Genomic DNA, 15,120 nt, shown 5'->3' with positions numbered 1-15,120 from the left:
TTTGCGAACCATCGCCTTTGCCTGCGGGCTCCTGAGCCTGCTCATCCTGGCTGGCGCGGCCCTCGCGGGCGGCCTTGCCTATCCGGGGTATGACCACCTTCGGCAGTACATCAGCGAGCTGGGCGCGACCGGCGCGAACACCGGCCCGGGCGTCAGCTTCGCCTTCATGGCTTCGGGCGCGCTGCTGGCCGCCTTCTGGCTGATGTGCGCCGGCCTGTTCCCGAAGTCGCCGCCGCTGATCATCGGCTTCTGCCTCGGCGCGCTGAACGGCCTGGGCCTGTTCTTCGGCGGCGTCTTCCGCTGCGACTTCCAATGCTCGCTGGCGTCGCCCAGCAAGGCGGCGATGCTGCACGAGCTGCTCGGAGGGCTCGGCTATCTGGCGGGGATCGCCGGGGTCTTCGTGGTCGGCCTGACGATGCGCAACCGCCCCGCCTTCCGTGGCCTGTTCAGCGTCGCGCTGGGGTGCGGCGTGCCGGCGGCCCTGGCGTTCTGGTGGATCCACCCCGCCTTCGAGTTCGACGGCGCCGCGCAGCGGGTGGTCGAACTGGCGCTGGCGGTGTGGACCGTGGCCGTCGCCCTCTCCGTCCGCCGCCCCGCTGAAGCCGTCGGGTGAGGAGCGCTACGAGCGCGCGGCCCCGGGTGCTTCCGGAGCCGCGCGGTCCTACGTCAGGTGGAGCAGGGGACGACTACCGGCGCCACTTCTGCGCGCTGGTGCCGTTGCACTCCCAGAGCTGAAGCGGGGTGCCGCTGTTGGAGTTGCCGCCCGACACGTCCACGCACTTGTTGGCCTGGGGGTTCACCAGGTCACCGGCGCCGGAGAGGACGAACTGCTGCGCCGGGTTGCCGGAGCAGGTGGCCAGCTGGATGGCCGCGCCGTTGTCACGCGAACCCCACGCCACGTCCATGCACTTGCCGAAGGCGCGCACGGTGCCGTCCGACATGAAGGTCCAGCGCTGCGCGTTGGTGCCGTTGCAGTCCCACAGCTGCAGGCGGGTGCCGTCGTTCGTGTTGGAGTTCGGCACGTCGATGCACTTGTTCGCCAGGCCGATGATGGGGCCGCCCGTGCCGCCGCTGCCCGAGGTGGTGAGCGACAGGCCGTACGCGCCCAGGATGGGGTTGAGCGGCTGGAAGAACGTGGTGCCGCCGGTGGAGCAGTTGCCGGAGCCGCCGGACGTCACGCCCTGCGCCTGGTTGCCGGACAGCCACGAGCCGCCGGAGTCACCGCCCTCCGCGCACGCGTTCGTCTGGGTGAGGCCGTACACGAGGCCCGCCGAGTAGCTGACCGTGGCGTTCTTCGCCTGGATGACGCCACAGCGCCAGCCGGTGGTGGAGCCCGAGCGACAGACGGACGCGTTGATGCCCGCCTCCTGTGCCCCGTGCACCAGCACGTTGCCGCCCGCGTAGTTGCTCACCCACGGCTGCGAAGCCCAGGAGCCGTTGGTGCGCACCCAGCCGTAGTCGCTGCCAGGCCACCGGGTCGCCACGACCGTGCCCTGGCCCACGCCGTTGTAGCCGCTGGTCCCCGTGCCCGGGCCGCCACAGTGGCCCGCCGTGACGAAGCCGCCCGCCACCGAGAAGCCGATGGAGCAGCGCGCGTTGCCCGGGTAGTACGCGTCACCGCCGCGCAGGTCGTACAGCGGCTTGAACTCCTCGCGCGAAGGCACCACGCGCACCGCGTCGCTCTTCACGCCCGCCTTCACCAGGAAGTCCGAGCCGCCCGTCAGCGCGGAGTCCTGCGCCAGCACCACCACGCTGTTGGTGACGACGTCCACGTACCACGCATGCACGGCGCGGCCGGCCGAGCTGCCCGCGCGGTCCAGCTCCGCCTTCACCTGCTCCAGCTCCGCCTGCGTGTGCTTGACCTTCTGGGCCACCGCGCCCGCGCGCCGCACCAGGGCCGCGTCCGCGTCCGTGGTGACGCCCACCACCAGCTGGCTGCCGTCCGCGTTCATCCACGCGCCGCCAAAGCGCGCTCCCAGCTCCGTGCGCAGCGAGCCTTCCACCCGCACCGCCGCCGCTTCGGCCTGGAGCCGCCGCCGCGCGCCGTCCGCCGTGAGCCCCAGGTCCCGCTGCATCGCGGAGAGGATCTCCGGCGACGCGTCCATCGCGAACGCCGTGTCCTGCTGCGAGGAAGCCGCCAGCGCCACGGACGGAATGACACCCAGGGTCGCGCCAGCGAACAGCGCCGTCGCGGTGGAGAACAGACCGAAGCTCCGCTTCATCGGGTCCTGCCTTTCGTGCTGCGGGGAGGCGGGAAGGCAAACCCGATTGAGCCCTGAAGGTCAATCAATTCAAGGAATAGTAAAAATCTCTGACATATTTGCGGCATCGAAGAAAGTGCCCGCAAAGAGAATGGCCCGGCGCGCCATGAGGGCACGCCGGGCCAGGAACTTGCTTCGGTATCAGGTGAAAGTCAGCGCTTCGACGCGTTGCTCCGCACGCGGGCGGGGGCCCGGCGACGGCGCAGCATGGCGGCGCCCAGCATCAGGAGGGCGGCGGCGAAGGGCAGGGTGCCGGAGGTGCCGGACGCGCTGCAGCCACCGGCCATGGGCTCACCGAAAGACGCATCCCCGGGCAGGCCATTGGGGTTGTTGGAGATGGGCGTGGTGGTCCCCGTGGGGGCCTGGCCGCCAAGGCTGGGCAGCGTGGTGACGGGCGCTTCGGGGGCGGGCGTCACGGGGGACTCCGCCACCGGGGGCGTGGGGGTGTTGTCCGTCGTGTCCGGCACGGGCGTGGGGTCCGGCATGGGCGCGGGCACTTCCACCGGCACGGGGGCGGGCGCGGGCGGCATCACGTCCTCCAGGGTGGAGGCCATCGTGAAGCCGTCGTGGTAGATGGTCCCTTCGGGCTTGATGGCGGCGTCGCGGTACAGGCCCATCTTCAGGTAGTTGCGCTCCTTGCCGAACTGGTTGGCCCCGTAGGTGCGCGGCAGCGCCAGCTTGCCGTTGTGGTACAGCTCCACGAAGCCGACCTTCTTGTCGGACGACCACTTCACATGCAGCACGAAGTCGTGCCAGTTGCCCTGGTTGATGGACGTCTGCCAGAGCACGGGCGTGGTGTTGCCGCCCACGCGCAGGTTGATCTTGTCCCCGCGCACGAAGAACTCCAGCGGCGGTGAGCCGCAGCAGCCCTCCTGGTGCCACTGGGTGATGACCTGCCAGGAGTCATGGACGGGGTAGTTCTTCGGGAACAGCGTGCTCCACTTGTAGAAGTACTCCTTCCCCTGCGTCTCGTGGGTCAGGTACAGCAGCTCGTTGCGATTGCCGCTGGCGTTGATGGGATCATCGCCCTGCTTCACGATGGCCTTGAGGGCGTACTTCCCATCGCGCACCACGTCCGTCACGACCTGCAGACGGCTGGAGGCAACGCTCTGATCCCGGGTCCACTGGGACGTGTTGCCGGTCTCGAAGTCGCCCTTCCAGAGGATGCCAGCGGATGCGAGGGCCGGCATGAGGGAGGCCGCGGCGACGAGTCGAAGGAGTTGCTTCAAACAGGGGTCCTTTCGGTCCGGGTTGGGCGGAGGGGACACTCGGCGCGCGAAACTCCTTCCCGGGGGGCCTCGCCCGCCAACCCCCTGTCCTTCGTGCGCTCCCTGGGACGCCTGCTGGGGCAAGAGGGACGCAGGGGCCTGCCGCCCGTCACTTCCCCAGGCATGCCGAAGCGCGTGATTCCGGGAGGATGCGGGCGCTCAAACCTTCCAACGACAGCAGGCGTGCGGACGAGCCCCCGAGCGTCATCCCCCCAACAGCCTGACGGCCTGGCGTCCCGTTCTCCGCTCGCGACGACGGCGGGATGAAGGTCTTTTTCAAGATCGGCGGAGGTGCCCGTCTATTGATTCGTGGGGACCGAAAAACATCCGACGTGTTTGAATTTTCACCGGCTTGCTGCCCACCGCGTCATGGGACGCCTGCTGGGTGGGGACGAGGCCGGGTCGGCGTTCGTCGGGGCTTGGTGTAGAACGGGCGTGAGGGGCGGCGGTCAGGGGGAGGCGCCCGAGGGGAACGCATGGTGAAGCCGGCGAAGAAGATGCTCTGGGCGCTGGCGCTGGCCATCCCCCTGGTGACGGCCGGAGTCGCGGCCGTGAAGCCCGCGGCGACGCCGCCCCCCGTCACCGACAACTTCTGGGTGGAGCGAAGGGCGGCGGCCCGCATCGAGGCCCGCCTCACGCACCCGGAGGCGGATCGCTACCGCTCGCGCGCACCGGCCGGCGGGTGTCCCGTGCCCGCCGAGCCGATGCCCCTGGGCCCGCTCGCCCGCATGGAGGCCCGGGAGGACTGGAGCGGCATCGCGGCCGCGTACGCGCTGGAGGCGGAGTGGAACCAGGCGGCCTCCTTCCTGGAGCGCATGCCGGCCTCCCCGGAGCGCGACAGCGACCTGGGCGCGGTGGCGCTCGCGCGCGGCGACCATGAGCGGGCGCTGCGGCTGCTGGACGGCGCGCTGGCGGCGAAGCCGAACCTGCCGCAGGCCCTGTGGAACCGCGCGCTGGTGTTCCGGGAGATGGGCCTGACGCTGCGCGCGTCGGAGCTCTTCGAGCAGGTGGCGAAGCTGGGCGAGCAGGGCTGGAGCCGCGAGGCCCACGCCCAGGCGCTGTCCCTGCGCGACAGCACGCTGGAGCGCCAGCGTCAGTGGCAGGCGGCGCGCGACGCGACGAAGGCCCTGATGGAGGACGCGAACGCGCCGCTGCCGCTGGATGCGGCCCGCCAGCTTCCGGGCACGGTGCGCGGCGTCTTCTACGACGTGGTGCGCAGCGCGGCCTCCAAGGAGCGCGCGCAGGCGCTGCTGCCGCTGGCGAAGGAGCTGGACCGCGTGCAGGGCGGCAGCACGCTCACGGACTACGTGCAGCGCGTGGCGAAGCGCGACTTCCGCCGCCGGGGAGAGCTGGCGCGGCAGTACGCGGCGGCGATGCGCGAGGGCGGCGCGATGCCCGAGGGCTTCCTGGACCGGGCGCGGCTGTCCGGCGACGAGGACCTCTACATGGGGGCCCTGCTGCGCACGCGCAACGGGACGATGAACCACCTGAAGGACGTGGTGGAGCGCATCAAGCGGATGGACGACCCCTGGTTCACGTACATCGCGGAGCGCGACCAGGCCTTCAAGGAGGTCTCCGACGGCGCGTGGTGGAAGGCCGAGCAGCGGCTGTTCTCCGCGCTCCAGCGCTGCCGCGAAGGCACGCTGTCGGTGCGCTGCCTGGAGCTGGAGCGGCGGCTGGCGGTCTTCTATTACGACATGCAGCGCGTGACGGAAGCCGAACAGCACGCGCGCGTGCTGTGGGCCGGGGCCCGGCAGCTTCGCGAGTGGGACCTGGAGTTCAACGCCCTGGAGTCCCTGAGCCAGGTGGCGCGCTCGCGCAACGACCTGGGCAGCGCCCGCGCCTATCTGGAGGAGTGGATGGCGCGCGGCCCCACGCGCAGCTGCGCGTGGCCGCACGTCCAGCTGGCCCACCTGCACTACCTGGACCTGCGGCCCGCGGACGCGCGGCGGGAGCTGGACACCGCCGCCGCCTGCGCGGACAACCCCATGGAGCTGGTGTTCGGCGCCACGCTCGCGGAGCTGACGCGCTCCGGCTCCGGTCCCAAGGACGCCGAGTGGATGCAGCGCATCACCGCCCGGGCGGTGCAGGGCCCGGCGGTGGTGGGCGGCGACCGGGTGTACGCGCAGTATCTGGAAGGCCGCTACCACCTGGAGCAGGACCGGGCGCGGGGCGAGGCGCTGCTCAAGACCGTCATCGCGGAGGCGGATGCGCTGCCGCGCGGGGACGCGCTGGCGCGCGAGTCCTGGGCGCTCGCCTATTCGTCGCTCGCGGTGGACGCGGGCCGCGCGGGGGAGTTCCCCAAGGTCGCGACGTTGCTGGCCGCGCAGCTGGGCACGCCCGTGCCCACGCGGTGCGCGCTGGCCGCGAGCGTCCACGCCGAGCGCGCCGTGCTGGTGGCGCTAGGGCCCAAGGGCGAGGTGCGGGGCCACTACGACAGCGCGCGCCGTGAGCCCTTCGCGCGGGCGGACTCCTCCCGGCTGGTGCCGGAGGCCCTGCGCAAGACGCTCTCCACCTGCGACCGCGTGGACGTGCTCGCGTGGGCCCCCGTCTTCGGCCGGACGGACCTGCTGCCCTCGGACATCGCTTGGAGCTTCCGCCTGGGCCGCGCCGCGCAGGGGACGCCTTCCACGCCGGGCTCCAGGCCCGCGCCCGCGCGCCGGCTGGTGGTGGCCGGCGTGGAGTCCCCTTCGCTGTTGAACCTGCCCCGGCTCCCCGCGTGGACGCCGGACGCGGAGCCGGGGGCCGCGCCGCCGGACGTGCTGTCCGGTTCGGACGCCACGCCCTCGCGCGTGCTGGCCCGCATGGCGGACGCCACGGAGATTGAAATCCACGCGCACGGCATCACCGACCCCAGCATCTCCGGCGCGTCGCTGGTGGTGCTGTCGCCGGAGGTGAACGGCCGCTACGCGCTCACCGCGGACGTGGTGCGCGAGACGCGGCTCACCGGTTCGCCCACCGTGTTCCTGGCCGCGTGCAGCGCGGGCCGCACCACGGCCCTGCAGAGCACGGAGCCCTTCAGCCTGCCGGCGGCCTTCATCGATTCAGGCGCCCGCGCGGTGCTGGCCTCCACCGTGGACATCCCGGACGCGGCGGGCCGCTTCTTCGACGGCGTGCGCCGCCGCATCCACGCCGGCTCGCCCGCCGCCGTCGCGCTGCGCGACGAGCGTCAGGCGTGGCTGTCCCGCGACGCGCGCGCCGGCTGGACGCGCTCCGTGCTGCTGGTGGAGAAGGCGGACTGAGCGGGCTAGAAGGGGGCGTCCAGGTGCGTATTGCCGCCGGGAACGAGGAAGTGGTGGAAGGTGACGCTGGCGCTCACGTCCAGCGCCTTCACCCAGTGCCACCAGCCCACCGGCAGGAACACCATGTCCCCGGGCTCCAGCACCGTCTCCAGCACGGAGGCCTGCGCGAACAGCGGGTGCGCCGTCAGGTCCGGCTGGCCCGCGTCCACGTGGCTGAAGGTGCCCCGGTGCGGGTACACGCGGTGACGCTCGTAGGACGGCACCAGCTTCACGTGCTTGCGCCCCAGCACCTGGCCCAACAGGATGTTCATGTTGTCGTGGTGCAGCGGGGTGACGGTGCCCGCGGGCCCCAGCAGCAGGGTCATCATGTCCGCCTGCAACGATGGATCAATGAGCCCCGCTGGCGCGCGCAGGTCCTCGCGCAGCGGCGACAGGCCCTCGTGCCGCCAGTTGTCGTTGCGCGGCACCATGTAGTAGTCGTTCGTCTCCCGGCCGGACTCCACCATGGTGAGGAACTCCGCGAAGGGCATCCGCGTGCGGTGCCGGTCGTGCTGGGCCGCGTGCTCCGGGTTCGCGTCGCGCCCCATCATCACCTCCACCTCCACCGGGCCGAAGCGTTCGCGGAAGTAGGACGGCGACCACTTCTGGAGGGCCGGCCAGTCCTTCATGAGGCCGCGCAGCACCACCGGCCGGTGGCCGAAGTAGTAGCGGCGGAAGAACTCCTCCGGCTCAATCCCCTCGCGCACCTCCAACTGGCGGCCGCCGTCCTGGGCCCGCAGCTCGCTGTAGACGTCCATCAGCGACTCCAGCCACCCGAAGTGCCGGGCCACCTGGAGGCACGCCTGGAAATAGGGGTGCTGACGCACCGCCGCCATCTCCTCGCGGGCCAGCGCGGGGTCCACCCCCGCACCCACCAGGACCTGCTCCACGTCTTCCGGCCCTACCCCCAGGGCCAGATTCTCCGCCAGCCACTGGCGCCACTCCGGACGCAGCAGGGACTTGTCCTCGTTCATTCAGAACTCCTTGAAATTCTTGAAGGATTGGCCCAGGGGGGCCCCTCCTTCCGGTGCGCCGGGGCATGGTATGGACTGGCCCCGTTCCGTCTTTTTCTACCCATCCCATGCTTACGCCGGACTTCCGTCGTACCAGGAGAAGTGATCCATGACCCCCGGAGACATGTCCTCTGCCCGACCCGGAGCTTTCGAGCCCGACCACAGCGCCCCACATGTGAAGGGCTCCTACGTGAACTGCGAGCAGCGCGAGCCGCGCGCGCGCCGCCGTCCCCTGCCGCCGCCTCCGGTCCCCGCCCTGCTGGCGGGGGTGGACGTCGCCCGGTGAGCGTCCTGCCCGGCGGGCCTGTCCGCGCTTCCGGGCATTTTTCTCTCAAGAAACAGAGCGGTCGGCGTCTTTAGTCAGGAAGCCCACCAGTCACTTCGGGTCCTTGCGTCATGGCCAACCTCTTCAACCGGGAACGGCGCCAGTTCGATGCGTTCAGCCGGCGACACCGGCCCAGCCTGCTGGCCGTGGCCCGCCGGTTGTGCGCGCGCGGCATCCTGGATCCAGAGGACCTGGTCCAGGAGGCCTTCGAGCGGGCGTTGCCGGAGTTCGGCCACTTGAAGGACCGCACGGAAGCGGCGTGCGCGGCGTGGCTGTGCACGACGATGACGAACCGGTTCCTCGACCACTGCCGCCGGCAGCGGACGGAGGTCCGGGGGCTGCCGCACCTGGCGCTGGTGCAGGACCTGCCCGCGACGGGGGATGGGGATCAGGAGAACTGGGAGCTGGTGGGCAATGCCGCCTTCCAGGCGGCCATCGAGCAGCTCAAGCCGCACCTGCGGGATGCGTACAAGCTGCACGCGGAAGGCCACCGCTACCAGGCCATTGCCGAGCATTTCAACGTCCCCGTGGGCACCGTGGGCAGCTGGCTGACGCTGGCGCGCCGGGACCTGAGGGAACTGCTGCTTCCGAGCGTCGCCGTGGCCCGGGAGCGGGGAGTCCAGTCATGAACGCGCATTGCACCAAGCTGCACCTCTTCATGGACGGAGAGCTGTCCGAAGCGGATGCGGAAGGCTTCCGGCACCACCTGCCGCGCTGCCCCGGCTGCGAAGGTGGCCTCCGCGACCTGCTCCAGCTGGAGCTGCTGGCGGCGCGGGCGCTGGGGACGGGCGTGGTGGAGCAGCCGGTGGAGCAGCCCCGGAGCAACGTGGTGACGCTGGGCGCGTGGGTGCGCCGCAACGCCCGCGTGGTGGCGCCGCTGGCGCTGGCCGCCAGCCTCTGCGCCGTCATGGTGCCGCGCATGATGCCGGTGGCGGAGGTTCCGGCGGTGGTCTTCCTGGAGGACCAGTCCACGCGCGCGCTGGAAGCGCGTGTGTCGCACCCCCGCGCGGACAAGTGGCGCCTCTACGTGCCCATGCGCGGCAGCGGCAACCCGGGCGCGGAGCTCTCCGAGTCCCCGCCGCCGCTCCCGCTGCGCCCGCTGGCGGAGATGGAGGAGCGCAAGGAGTTCCGCGGCATCGTCGCGGCCTACGTGCTGCACGGCCAGTGGCAGCAGGCGCAGGCGGTGCTGGTGCGCGAGCCCGCGTCGCTTTCGCGCGACAACGACCTGGCGGTGGTGGCGCTGCACGAGGGCCGCTTCCAGGACGCGCTGAGCCTGCTGGACCCGGTGGTGCGCGCGGATCCGGAGCACGCGCAGGCCCTGTGGAACCGCGGCCTGGCGCTGTTCGAGCTGAAGCAGTACGCGCGCGCGGCGCGGGACTTCGAGCAGGTGGCCGCCCTGGGCGAGCCCGGCTGGAGCGACGAGGCGCGCAAGCGGATGGGCAACGCGCTCAAGCAGGCGCAGCAGCACCAGGCCCCCGCGGCCCCCTGAGCCGCGCCCGGGCCTCGCATGAGGCCCGCATGCGGCGCTGGAGACATCCCGCGCGCTGGAGCGTCCACCACCGGGCGCCCCGCGCGGGCGTCGCACCTTCAGGCACGGGATGACGTGTCAGGCTCCTGGGGTTGTCGGAACACTCCAGGAGCTTGCCCATGCCCGAGTCCCCGTCCCGCGCTTCCGTCGACTACGAGACCGCCCGCCGTGACTTCCGGTGGGAGCGGCCCGAGCACTTCAACTTCGCCACGGACGTCATCGACCGGCACGCGGCCGAGCGGCCCCAGGCCCCCGCGCTCCAGTGGTCGGACGAGTCCGGGCACTCGCGGACCTTCACCTTCCAGGAGCTGAAGGAGCGCTCGCTGCACGCGGCGCGCTTCCTCTCCGGGCTGGGGCTGGCGCGCGGGGACCGGGCCTTCATCCTGATGCCGCGCGTGCCGGAGTGGTGGTTCCTGGTGCTGGGGTGCATCCGCGCGGGCATCGTCTTCATGCCGGGCACGCCCATGCTCACCGCCAAGGACATCCGCTACCGGCTGGAGGCCGCCAGCGCGAAGGCCGTCCTCACCGACGCCAGCTGCCTGGACCGCTTCGAGGGCGTGCGGGACGCCGCGGGCGTGACGACGTGGGTGTCCACCGGGGACGCTCCTTCGCCGTGGACGCGCTACGCGTCGGAGGCGCTGCCGGAGTCGCAGGCCGTGGCCTTCCCGCCGACGCGCGCGGAGGAGCCGCTGCTCATCTACTTCACGTCCGGCACCACCGGCATGCCGAAGATGGTGCAGCACACGCAGGCCAGCTACGGCCAGGGCCACCGCATCACCGGGCGCTACTGGTTGGACCTGAAGCCGGAGGACCGGCACCTGACGCTCAGCGACACCGGCTGGGCGAAGTGCGCGTGGGGCAAGCTCTTCGGGCCGTGGAGCGAGGGCGCGTGCAACGTCGTCCATGATTTTCGCGGGAGGTTTGATCCCGTGGCCTTCCTCAAGGTGCTGGAGCGCGAGCGCGTCACCACCTTCTGCGCGCCGCCCACCGCGTGGCGCGCGCTGGTGTTGCAGGACCTGAAGGCGGTGGACCTGTCCTCGCTGCGCCACACGGTGAGCGCGGGCGAGCCGCTCAACCCGGAGGTCATCGAGACGTGGAAGGAGGCCACCGGGCTGTTCATCCGCGAGGGCTACGGCCAGACGGAGACGGTGGTCATCGTGGGCATGTTCCCGTCGCTTCCGCCGCGCATGGGCTCCATGGGCAAGCCGTCCCCCGGCTTCACCGTGGGCGTCATCAACGAGCAGGGGGAGGAAGTGGCGGACGGGCAGGAGGGCGACATCGCGGTGCGCGTGAAGCCGGAGCGGCCGGTGGGCCTGTTCCAGGGCTACCTGAACGACGACGCGGCCAACGCGGCCAGCAGCCGGGGCGACTGGTACGTCACGGGCGACCGCGCGGTGCGCGACGCGGAGGGCTACCTGTGGTTCGTGGGGCGCTCGGATGACGTCATCAAGACGTCCGGCTACCGCGTGGGCCCCTTCGAGGTGGAGTCCGCGCTGCTGGAGCACCCCGCGGTGGCGGAGTCCGCCGTCATCGGCGTGCCGGACGACAAGATTGGCCAGCGCATCAAGGCGTACGTGCTGCTGACGCCGGGCCACACGGCGTCGCCCGCGCTCGCGCAGGAGCTGCAGGACTTCGTGAAGAAGACCACGGCGCCCTACAAGTACCCGCGTGAGATTGAGTTCGTGTCGGAGCTGCCCAAGACGGTGAGCGGGAAGATCCGCCGCGCGGAGCTGCGCGCCACCCAGAAGCCGTAGGTGGCGCGCGGGGCCGGGGACTACTTGAGCCAGTCCGAGTGCACGAACCCGGCGTCGGGCTTGTCCCGCCGCTGGTACGTGTGCGCGCCGAACGCGTCGCGCTGGGCCTGGGTGAGGTTCTGCGGCAGCTCCGGGCTGCGGTAGCTGTCCATGTACGCCAGGCTGCTGCTGAACACCGGCACCGGGATGCCCAGCTTCGTGGCCGTGCCCACGAGCTTGCGCCACGACGGCGCCAGCTTCTCCAGCACCGGGGCGAACGCCTCGGACACCATCAGGTTGGGCAGCGTGGGCTGCTGCTGGAAGGCCTCGCGCAGCGGCGTGAGCAGCTTCGCGCGGATGATGCAGCCGCCCCGCCAGATGCGCGCCATCTCCGCCAGCGACACGCCCCACTTGTCCTCGTCGGACGCCACCTGGATGAGCCGCATGCCCTGCGCGTACGTCACCACGCGCGCCGCGTAGAGCGCGTCGTGCGCCCACTGGGCCAGGTGCTGCTGCTCCTCGGAGGTGAGCGACACGGAGGGCCCGTGCAGCTTCTTGCTCGCGGCGACGCGGTCGTCCTTCTGCGAGGACAGGTTGCGCGCATCCAGCGCGGCCGCGATGGAGGGCACCGGCACGCCCTTGTCGAGCGCCACCTTCACGGTCCACTTGCCCGTGCCCTTCTGGCCGGCCTTGTCGAGCACCATGTCCACCAGGGGCTTGCCCGTCTCCGAGTCGCGCTTGCGCAGCACCTTGATGGTGGTCTCCAGGAGGAACGACTCAGCGATGCCCTCGTTCCACTTGGAGAACAGGTCCGCCAGGGTCGCGGTGTCCAGGCCCAGCCCCCGGTGGAGCACGTCGTACGTCTCCGCGAGCAGCTGCATGTCGGCGTACTCGATGCCGTTGTGCACCATCTTCACGAAGTGGCCCGCGCCCTCCGGGCCCACGTGGGTGACGCACAGGCCTTCCTCGCTGCGCGCGGCGATGGCCTCCAGCACCGGCTGCACCAGCGCGTACGCGTCCCTGGGGCCGCCCGGCATGATGGACGGGCCATTGCGCGCGCCCTCCTCGCCGCCGGACACGCCGATGCCCAGGAAGTGGAAGCCCTTCTCCTTGCACAGGGCTTCGCGCCGCCGGGTGTCCAGGTACCAGGAGTTGCCCGCGTCCATGATGACGTCGCCGGGCGACAGGAGCGGGAACAGCCGCTCCATCATCTCATCCACCGGCGCGCCGGCGGTGATCATCAGCAGGATGCGGCGCGGGCGCTCCAGCCCGGAGACGAACGCCTCCAGCTCCGGGTAGCCCGCCAGGGCCTGCTTCGGGTTCTCCTGCTGGACCTTCGTGATGGCCTCCGGGTGGCGGTCCCACACCGCGACGCTGAACCCGTGGTCCGCGATGTTGAGGGCGAGGCTCGCGCCCATGACGCCCATGCCCACCACGCCGAACTGCGCTGGCTTTGTCTGTGTGCCCATGTTCTCTCCGAGCCCCGCCTACCCTCCGGCGGCGGGATCCAGCATCCACTGCGTGTTGGTGACGTGCGCCGCGGGCAGCTGCCTGTCGCCCTGGAGCACCCGCCGCATGGCGTCCCGCTTGCCCTCACCCGCGACCAGCCCCAGCACCGCCCCCGCGCCCAGGAGCACGGGGAAGGTCAGCGTCATCCGCCACGGCGGGGGCTTGGGGCCCTTGACCGCCAGCACCCGCGCGGACTTCTCCTCCAGCGCGGGGTGGCCGGGAAACAGGCTCGCGGTGTGGCCGTCCTCGCCCACGCCGATGAGCACCACGTCCAGCCGGTCCGGCAGCGTCTTCGCGTAGTCGGCGGCGGCGGCGTCACGGTCCTCGCGCTCGCCCTGCATGCGGAACACCTGCCGGTCCGACAGCTTCAGCGGCGTGAGCAGCGACTCCTTCACCAGCTTGTAGTTGCTGTCCTTGTCGTCGGGCGGCACGAAGCGCTCGTCCACGAAGTACACGTCCACCCGCTCCCAGGGCAGCGTGTGCTCCGCGAGCGCCCGGTACGCGGGGCGCGGCGTGCCGCCACCCGACAGGGCCAGGCTCACCCGCTGCTTCGTCGCGAGCGCCTTCTGGAGTTCGCGTGCCAGCCAGTCGGCGGCCTCCAGGGTCAGCTTCTCGGAAGGGACGATGAGGGGCTTCATCATAGCGTGGACCACCGTCGGCCGTTCTTCGCGGGCAGCGCGTTCGCGGCGTCCGGGCCGGTGCTGCCCTTCTCGTACGTGTGCAGCGTGCCGCCCGCGTCCGTCTCCAGCGCGCGCAGGATGGGCGTGATGTAGCCCCAGGCCTGCTCCACGCTGTCCTGCCGGGCGAAGAGGGTGGCGTTGCCGCGCATGCAGTCCAGCAGCAGCCGCTCGTAGGCCTCCGGCACGGGCTTCTTGAAGCTCTCCGCGTAGTCCATGTCCATGGTGACGCCGCCGATGTTGACGTCCTCGCCGGGCACCTTGGATTCGAACGACAGCGCGATGCCCTCATGGGGCTGGATGCGCAGCGTGAGGACGTTGGGCTGCAGCCGCTGGCAGGTGGCGCCCCCGCCGCTGAACAGGCCGATGGGCACCGACTTGAAGTGGATGGACACCTCCGTCATGCGCCGCTTCAGGTTCTTGCCCGCGCGCAGGTAGAAGGGCACGCCCTGCCAGCGCCACGAGTCCACGTTCATCTTCAGCGCGACGTACGTGGGCGTGCGCGAGCCCTTCTTCACGCCCTTCTCGTCCTGGTAGCCCTGGTACTGGCCCACGACGACGTGGCCCGGCACGTCCGAGCCTTCAATGGGGCGCAGCGCGCGGAACACCTTGTTCTTCTCATCGCGGATGTCCTCCGCGGCGAAGGACACGGGCGGCTCCATGGCGCACAGGGCCAGCACCTGGAGCAGGTGGTTCTGCACCATGTCGCGCAGCACGCCCGTCTCGTCGTAGAAGCCGCCGCGCCCCTCCACGCCAATCGTCTCCGCCGCCGTGATTTCGACGTGGTCGATGTGCTGGCGGTTCCACAGCGGCTCGAAGATGGCGTTGGCGAAGCGGAAGACGAGGATGTTCTGCACCGTCTCCTTGCCCAGGTAGTGGTCGATGCGGAAGATCTGCTTCTCATCCAGCACCGCGCCCAGCTCGCGGTTGAGCTCGCGCGCGCTCTCCAGGTCGTGGCCGAAGGGCTTCTCGATGATGAGCCGCCGCCAGGGCTTCTGGCCGGGGTGCTCCTCGCGCTTGAGCAGGCCCGCGCCGGCCAGGCTGTGGATGATCTGCGGGAACGTGGAGGCGGGCGTCGCCATGTAATAGAGCTGGTTGTCGCCCGTCTTGTGCCGCTTGGACACGTCCGCCAGCTTGTCGCTCAGGCGCTTGAAGGTGTCCGGGTCGTCGTAGCCGCCGGAGACGCACTCGATGCGCTCCGCGAAGTGCTTCCAGGTCGCTTCGTCCACGGGCTGCGTGCGGGCGAACTTCGTCAGCCCCGCCTTCACGTGTTCGCGGAAGGCCTTGTCCTCCAGCTTGGAGCGGCTGAAGGCGACGATGGCGAAGTGTTCCGGGAGCAGGCCGGAGCGGGCCAGCTCGAAGAGCGCGGGGAACAGTTTGCGCTCGGCCAGGTCGCCCGTGGCGCCGAAGAGGACCATGGTGCAGGGGTCCGGGCGGCCCGCGCTGAACACCGGTTCGCCTTCTCGGGGATGGGTCTCGATGTGAACGCCCTGCGCATCCATGCGGTGTCTCCTCCGGTTCGACC

Annotated in this window: 12 protein-coding genes; 6 read left to right on the top strand and 6 right to left on the bottom strand. The window is 71.0% G+C overall.

Annotated elements, in window-relative coordinates; all coding sequences use genetic code 11:
- The first annotated feature begins 1 nt into the window (after position 1).
- Complete coding sequence (locus OV207_RS33640; protein WP_267559201.1) at positions 2–613, top strand: DUF998 domain-containing protein; 612 nt, start codon at positions 2–4, stop codon at positions 611–613.
- A 73-nt stretch (positions 614–686) separates the two neighbouring features.
- Here the strand turns inward: OV207_RS33640 and OV207_RS33635 are convergent, their stop codons facing one another.
- Both OV207_RS33635 and OV207_RS33630 read right to left on the bottom strand, forming a co-directional pair.
- Positions 687–2,222, bottom strand: a complete 1,536-nt coding sequence (locus OV207_RS33635; protein WP_267559200.1) for a ricin-type beta-trefoil lectin domain protein — start codon at positions 2,220–2,222, stop codon at positions 687–689.
- 191 nt (positions 2,223–2,413) lie between these two features.
- Complete coding sequence (locus OV207_RS33630; protein WP_267559199.1) at positions 2,414–3,490, bottom strand: polysaccharide lyase; 1,077 nt, start codon at positions 3,488–3,490, stop codon at positions 2,414–2,416.
- A 515-nt stretch (positions 3,491–4,005) separates the two neighbouring features.
- On the opposite strand from OV207_RS33630, the gene OV207_RS33625 reads away from it, so the two are divergent.
- Positions 4,006–6,771, top strand: coding sequence for a CHAT domain-containing protein (locus OV207_RS33625; RefSeq protein WP_267559198.1), 2,766 nt, complete (start codon positions 4,006–4,008; stop codon positions 6,769–6,771).
- Between the two features lie 5 nt (positions 6,772–6,776).
- On the opposite strand, the gene OV207_RS33620 is transcribed toward OV207_RS33625, so the two are convergent.
- Positions 6,777–7,784: a cupin-like domain-containing protein gene (locus OV207_RS33620; protein WP_267559197.1), complete on the bottom strand. Its 1,008-nt coding sequence runs from the start codon at positions 7,782–7,784 to the stop codon at positions 6,777–6,779.
- Positions 7,785–7,947: 163 nt separating this feature from the next.
- On the opposite strand from OV207_RS33620, the gene OV207_RS33615 reads away from it, so the two are divergent.
- The 4 genes from OV207_RS33615 (at position 7,948) to OV207_RS33600 (ending at position 11,430) form a co-directional block, all read left to right on the top strand.
- Positions 7,948–8,109, top strand: a complete 162-nt coding sequence (locus tag OV207_RS33615) for a hypothetical protein (protein WP_267559196.1) — start codon at positions 7,948–7,950, stop codon at positions 8,107–8,109.
- Between the two features lie 110 nt (positions 8,110–8,219).
- Complete coding sequence (locus OV207_RS33610; protein ID WP_193346705.1) at positions 8,220–8,777, top strand: RNA polymerase sigma factor; 558 nt, start codon at positions 8,220–8,222, stop codon at positions 8,775–8,777.
- Positions 8,774–9,637 (top strand): tetratricopeptide repeat protein, encoded by an 864-nt coding sequence (locus tag OV207_RS33605; protein WP_267559195.1) that lies wholly within the window; start codon positions 8,774–8,776, stop codon positions 9,635–9,637. The genes OV207_RS33610 and OV207_RS33605 overlap by 4 nt, the downstream gene beginning before the upstream one ends.
- A 158-nt stretch (positions 9,638–9,795) precedes the next feature.
- On the top strand, positions 9,796–11,430 hold the full coding sequence (locus OV207_RS33600) for an acyl-CoA synthetase (protein WP_267559193.1): 1,635 nt from the start codon (positions 9,796–9,798) through the stop codon (positions 11,428–11,430).
- Between the two features lie 20 nt (positions 11,431–11,450).
- Here the strand turns inward: OV207_RS33600 and gndA are convergent, their stop codons facing one another.
- Genes gndA through zwf form a run of 3 tightly spaced genes read right to left on the bottom strand, consistent with a single transcriptional unit; the run spans position 11,451 to position 15,097 of the window.
- Entirely contained in the window at positions 11,451–12,878 is a 1,428-nt protein-coding gene (gndA, locus tag OV207_RS33595; RefSeq protein WP_267559192.1) for an NADP-dependent phosphogluconate dehydrogenase, read from the bottom strand.
- 18 nt (positions 12,879–12,896) lie between these two features.
- A complete protein-coding gene (gene pgl / locus OV207_RS33590) occupies positions 12,897–13,559 on the bottom strand; it encodes a 6-phosphogluconolactonase (protein ID WP_267559190.1) in 663 nt (220 codons plus the stop codon).
- The gene (zwf, locus tag OV207_RS33585; RefSeq protein WP_193346710.1) at positions 13,556–15,097 is read right to left on the bottom strand and encodes a glucose-6-phosphate dehydrogenase; all 1,542 of its coding nucleotides are present in this window, start codon (positions 15,095–15,097) and stop codon (positions 13,556–13,558) included. The genes pgl and zwf overlap by 4 nt, the downstream gene beginning before the upstream one ends.
- Positions 15,098–15,120: the final 23 nt, after the last annotated feature.

Source organism: Corallococcus sp. BB11-1 (assembly GCF_026626625.1).
GTDB classification, from domain to species: domain Bacteria; phylum Myxococcota; class Myxococcia; order Myxococcales; family Myxococcaceae; genus Corallococcus; species Corallococcus soli.
The sequence above is the reverse complement of the archived record's forward strand: the minus strand, read 5'-3'. Positions and strand labels throughout refer to the sequence as shown.

Excerpts from the sequence above, each read along its gene's own strand:
- OV207_RS33635 (WP_267559200.1), bottom strand. The coding sequence starts at position 2,222 with ATGAAGCGGAGCTTCGGTCTGTTCTCCACCGCGACGGCGCTGTTCGCT.
- OV207_RS33625 (WP_267559198.1), top strand. The coding sequence starts at position 4,006 with ATGGTGAAGCCGGCGAAGAAGATGCTCTGGGCGCTGGCGCTGGCCATC.
- OV207_RS33620 (WP_267559197.1), bottom strand. The coding sequence starts at position 7,784 with ATGAACGAGGACAAGTCCCTGCTGCGTCCGGAGTGGCGCCAGTGGCTG.
- OV207_RS33615 (WP_267559196.1), top strand. The coding sequence starts at position 7,948 with ATGTCCTCTGCCCGACCCGGAGCTTTCGAGCCCGACCACAGCGCCCCA.
- OV207_RS33610 (WP_193346705.1), top strand. The coding sequence starts at position 8,220 with ATGGCCAACCTCTTCAACCGGGAACGGCGCCAGTTCGATGCGTTCAGC.
- OV207_RS33605 (WP_267559195.1), top strand. The coding sequence starts at position 8,774 with ATGAACGCGCATTGCACCAAGCTGCACCTCTTCATGGACGGAGAGCTG.
- OV207_RS33600 (WP_267559193.1), top strand. The coding sequence starts at position 9,796 with ATGCCCGAGTCCCCGTCCCGCGCTTCCGTCGACTACGAGACCGCCCGC.
- gndA (WP_267559192.1), bottom strand. The coding sequence starts at position 12,878 with ATGGGCACACAGACAAAGCCAGCGCAGTTCGGCGTGGTGGGCATGGGC.
- pgl (WP_267559190.1), bottom strand. The coding sequence starts at position 13,559 with ATGATGAAGCCCCTCATCGTCCCTTCCGAGAAGCTGACCCTGGAGGCC.
- zwf (WP_193346710.1), bottom strand. The coding sequence starts at position 15,097 with ATGGATGCGCAGGGCGTTCACATCGAGACCCATCCCCGAGAAGGCGAA.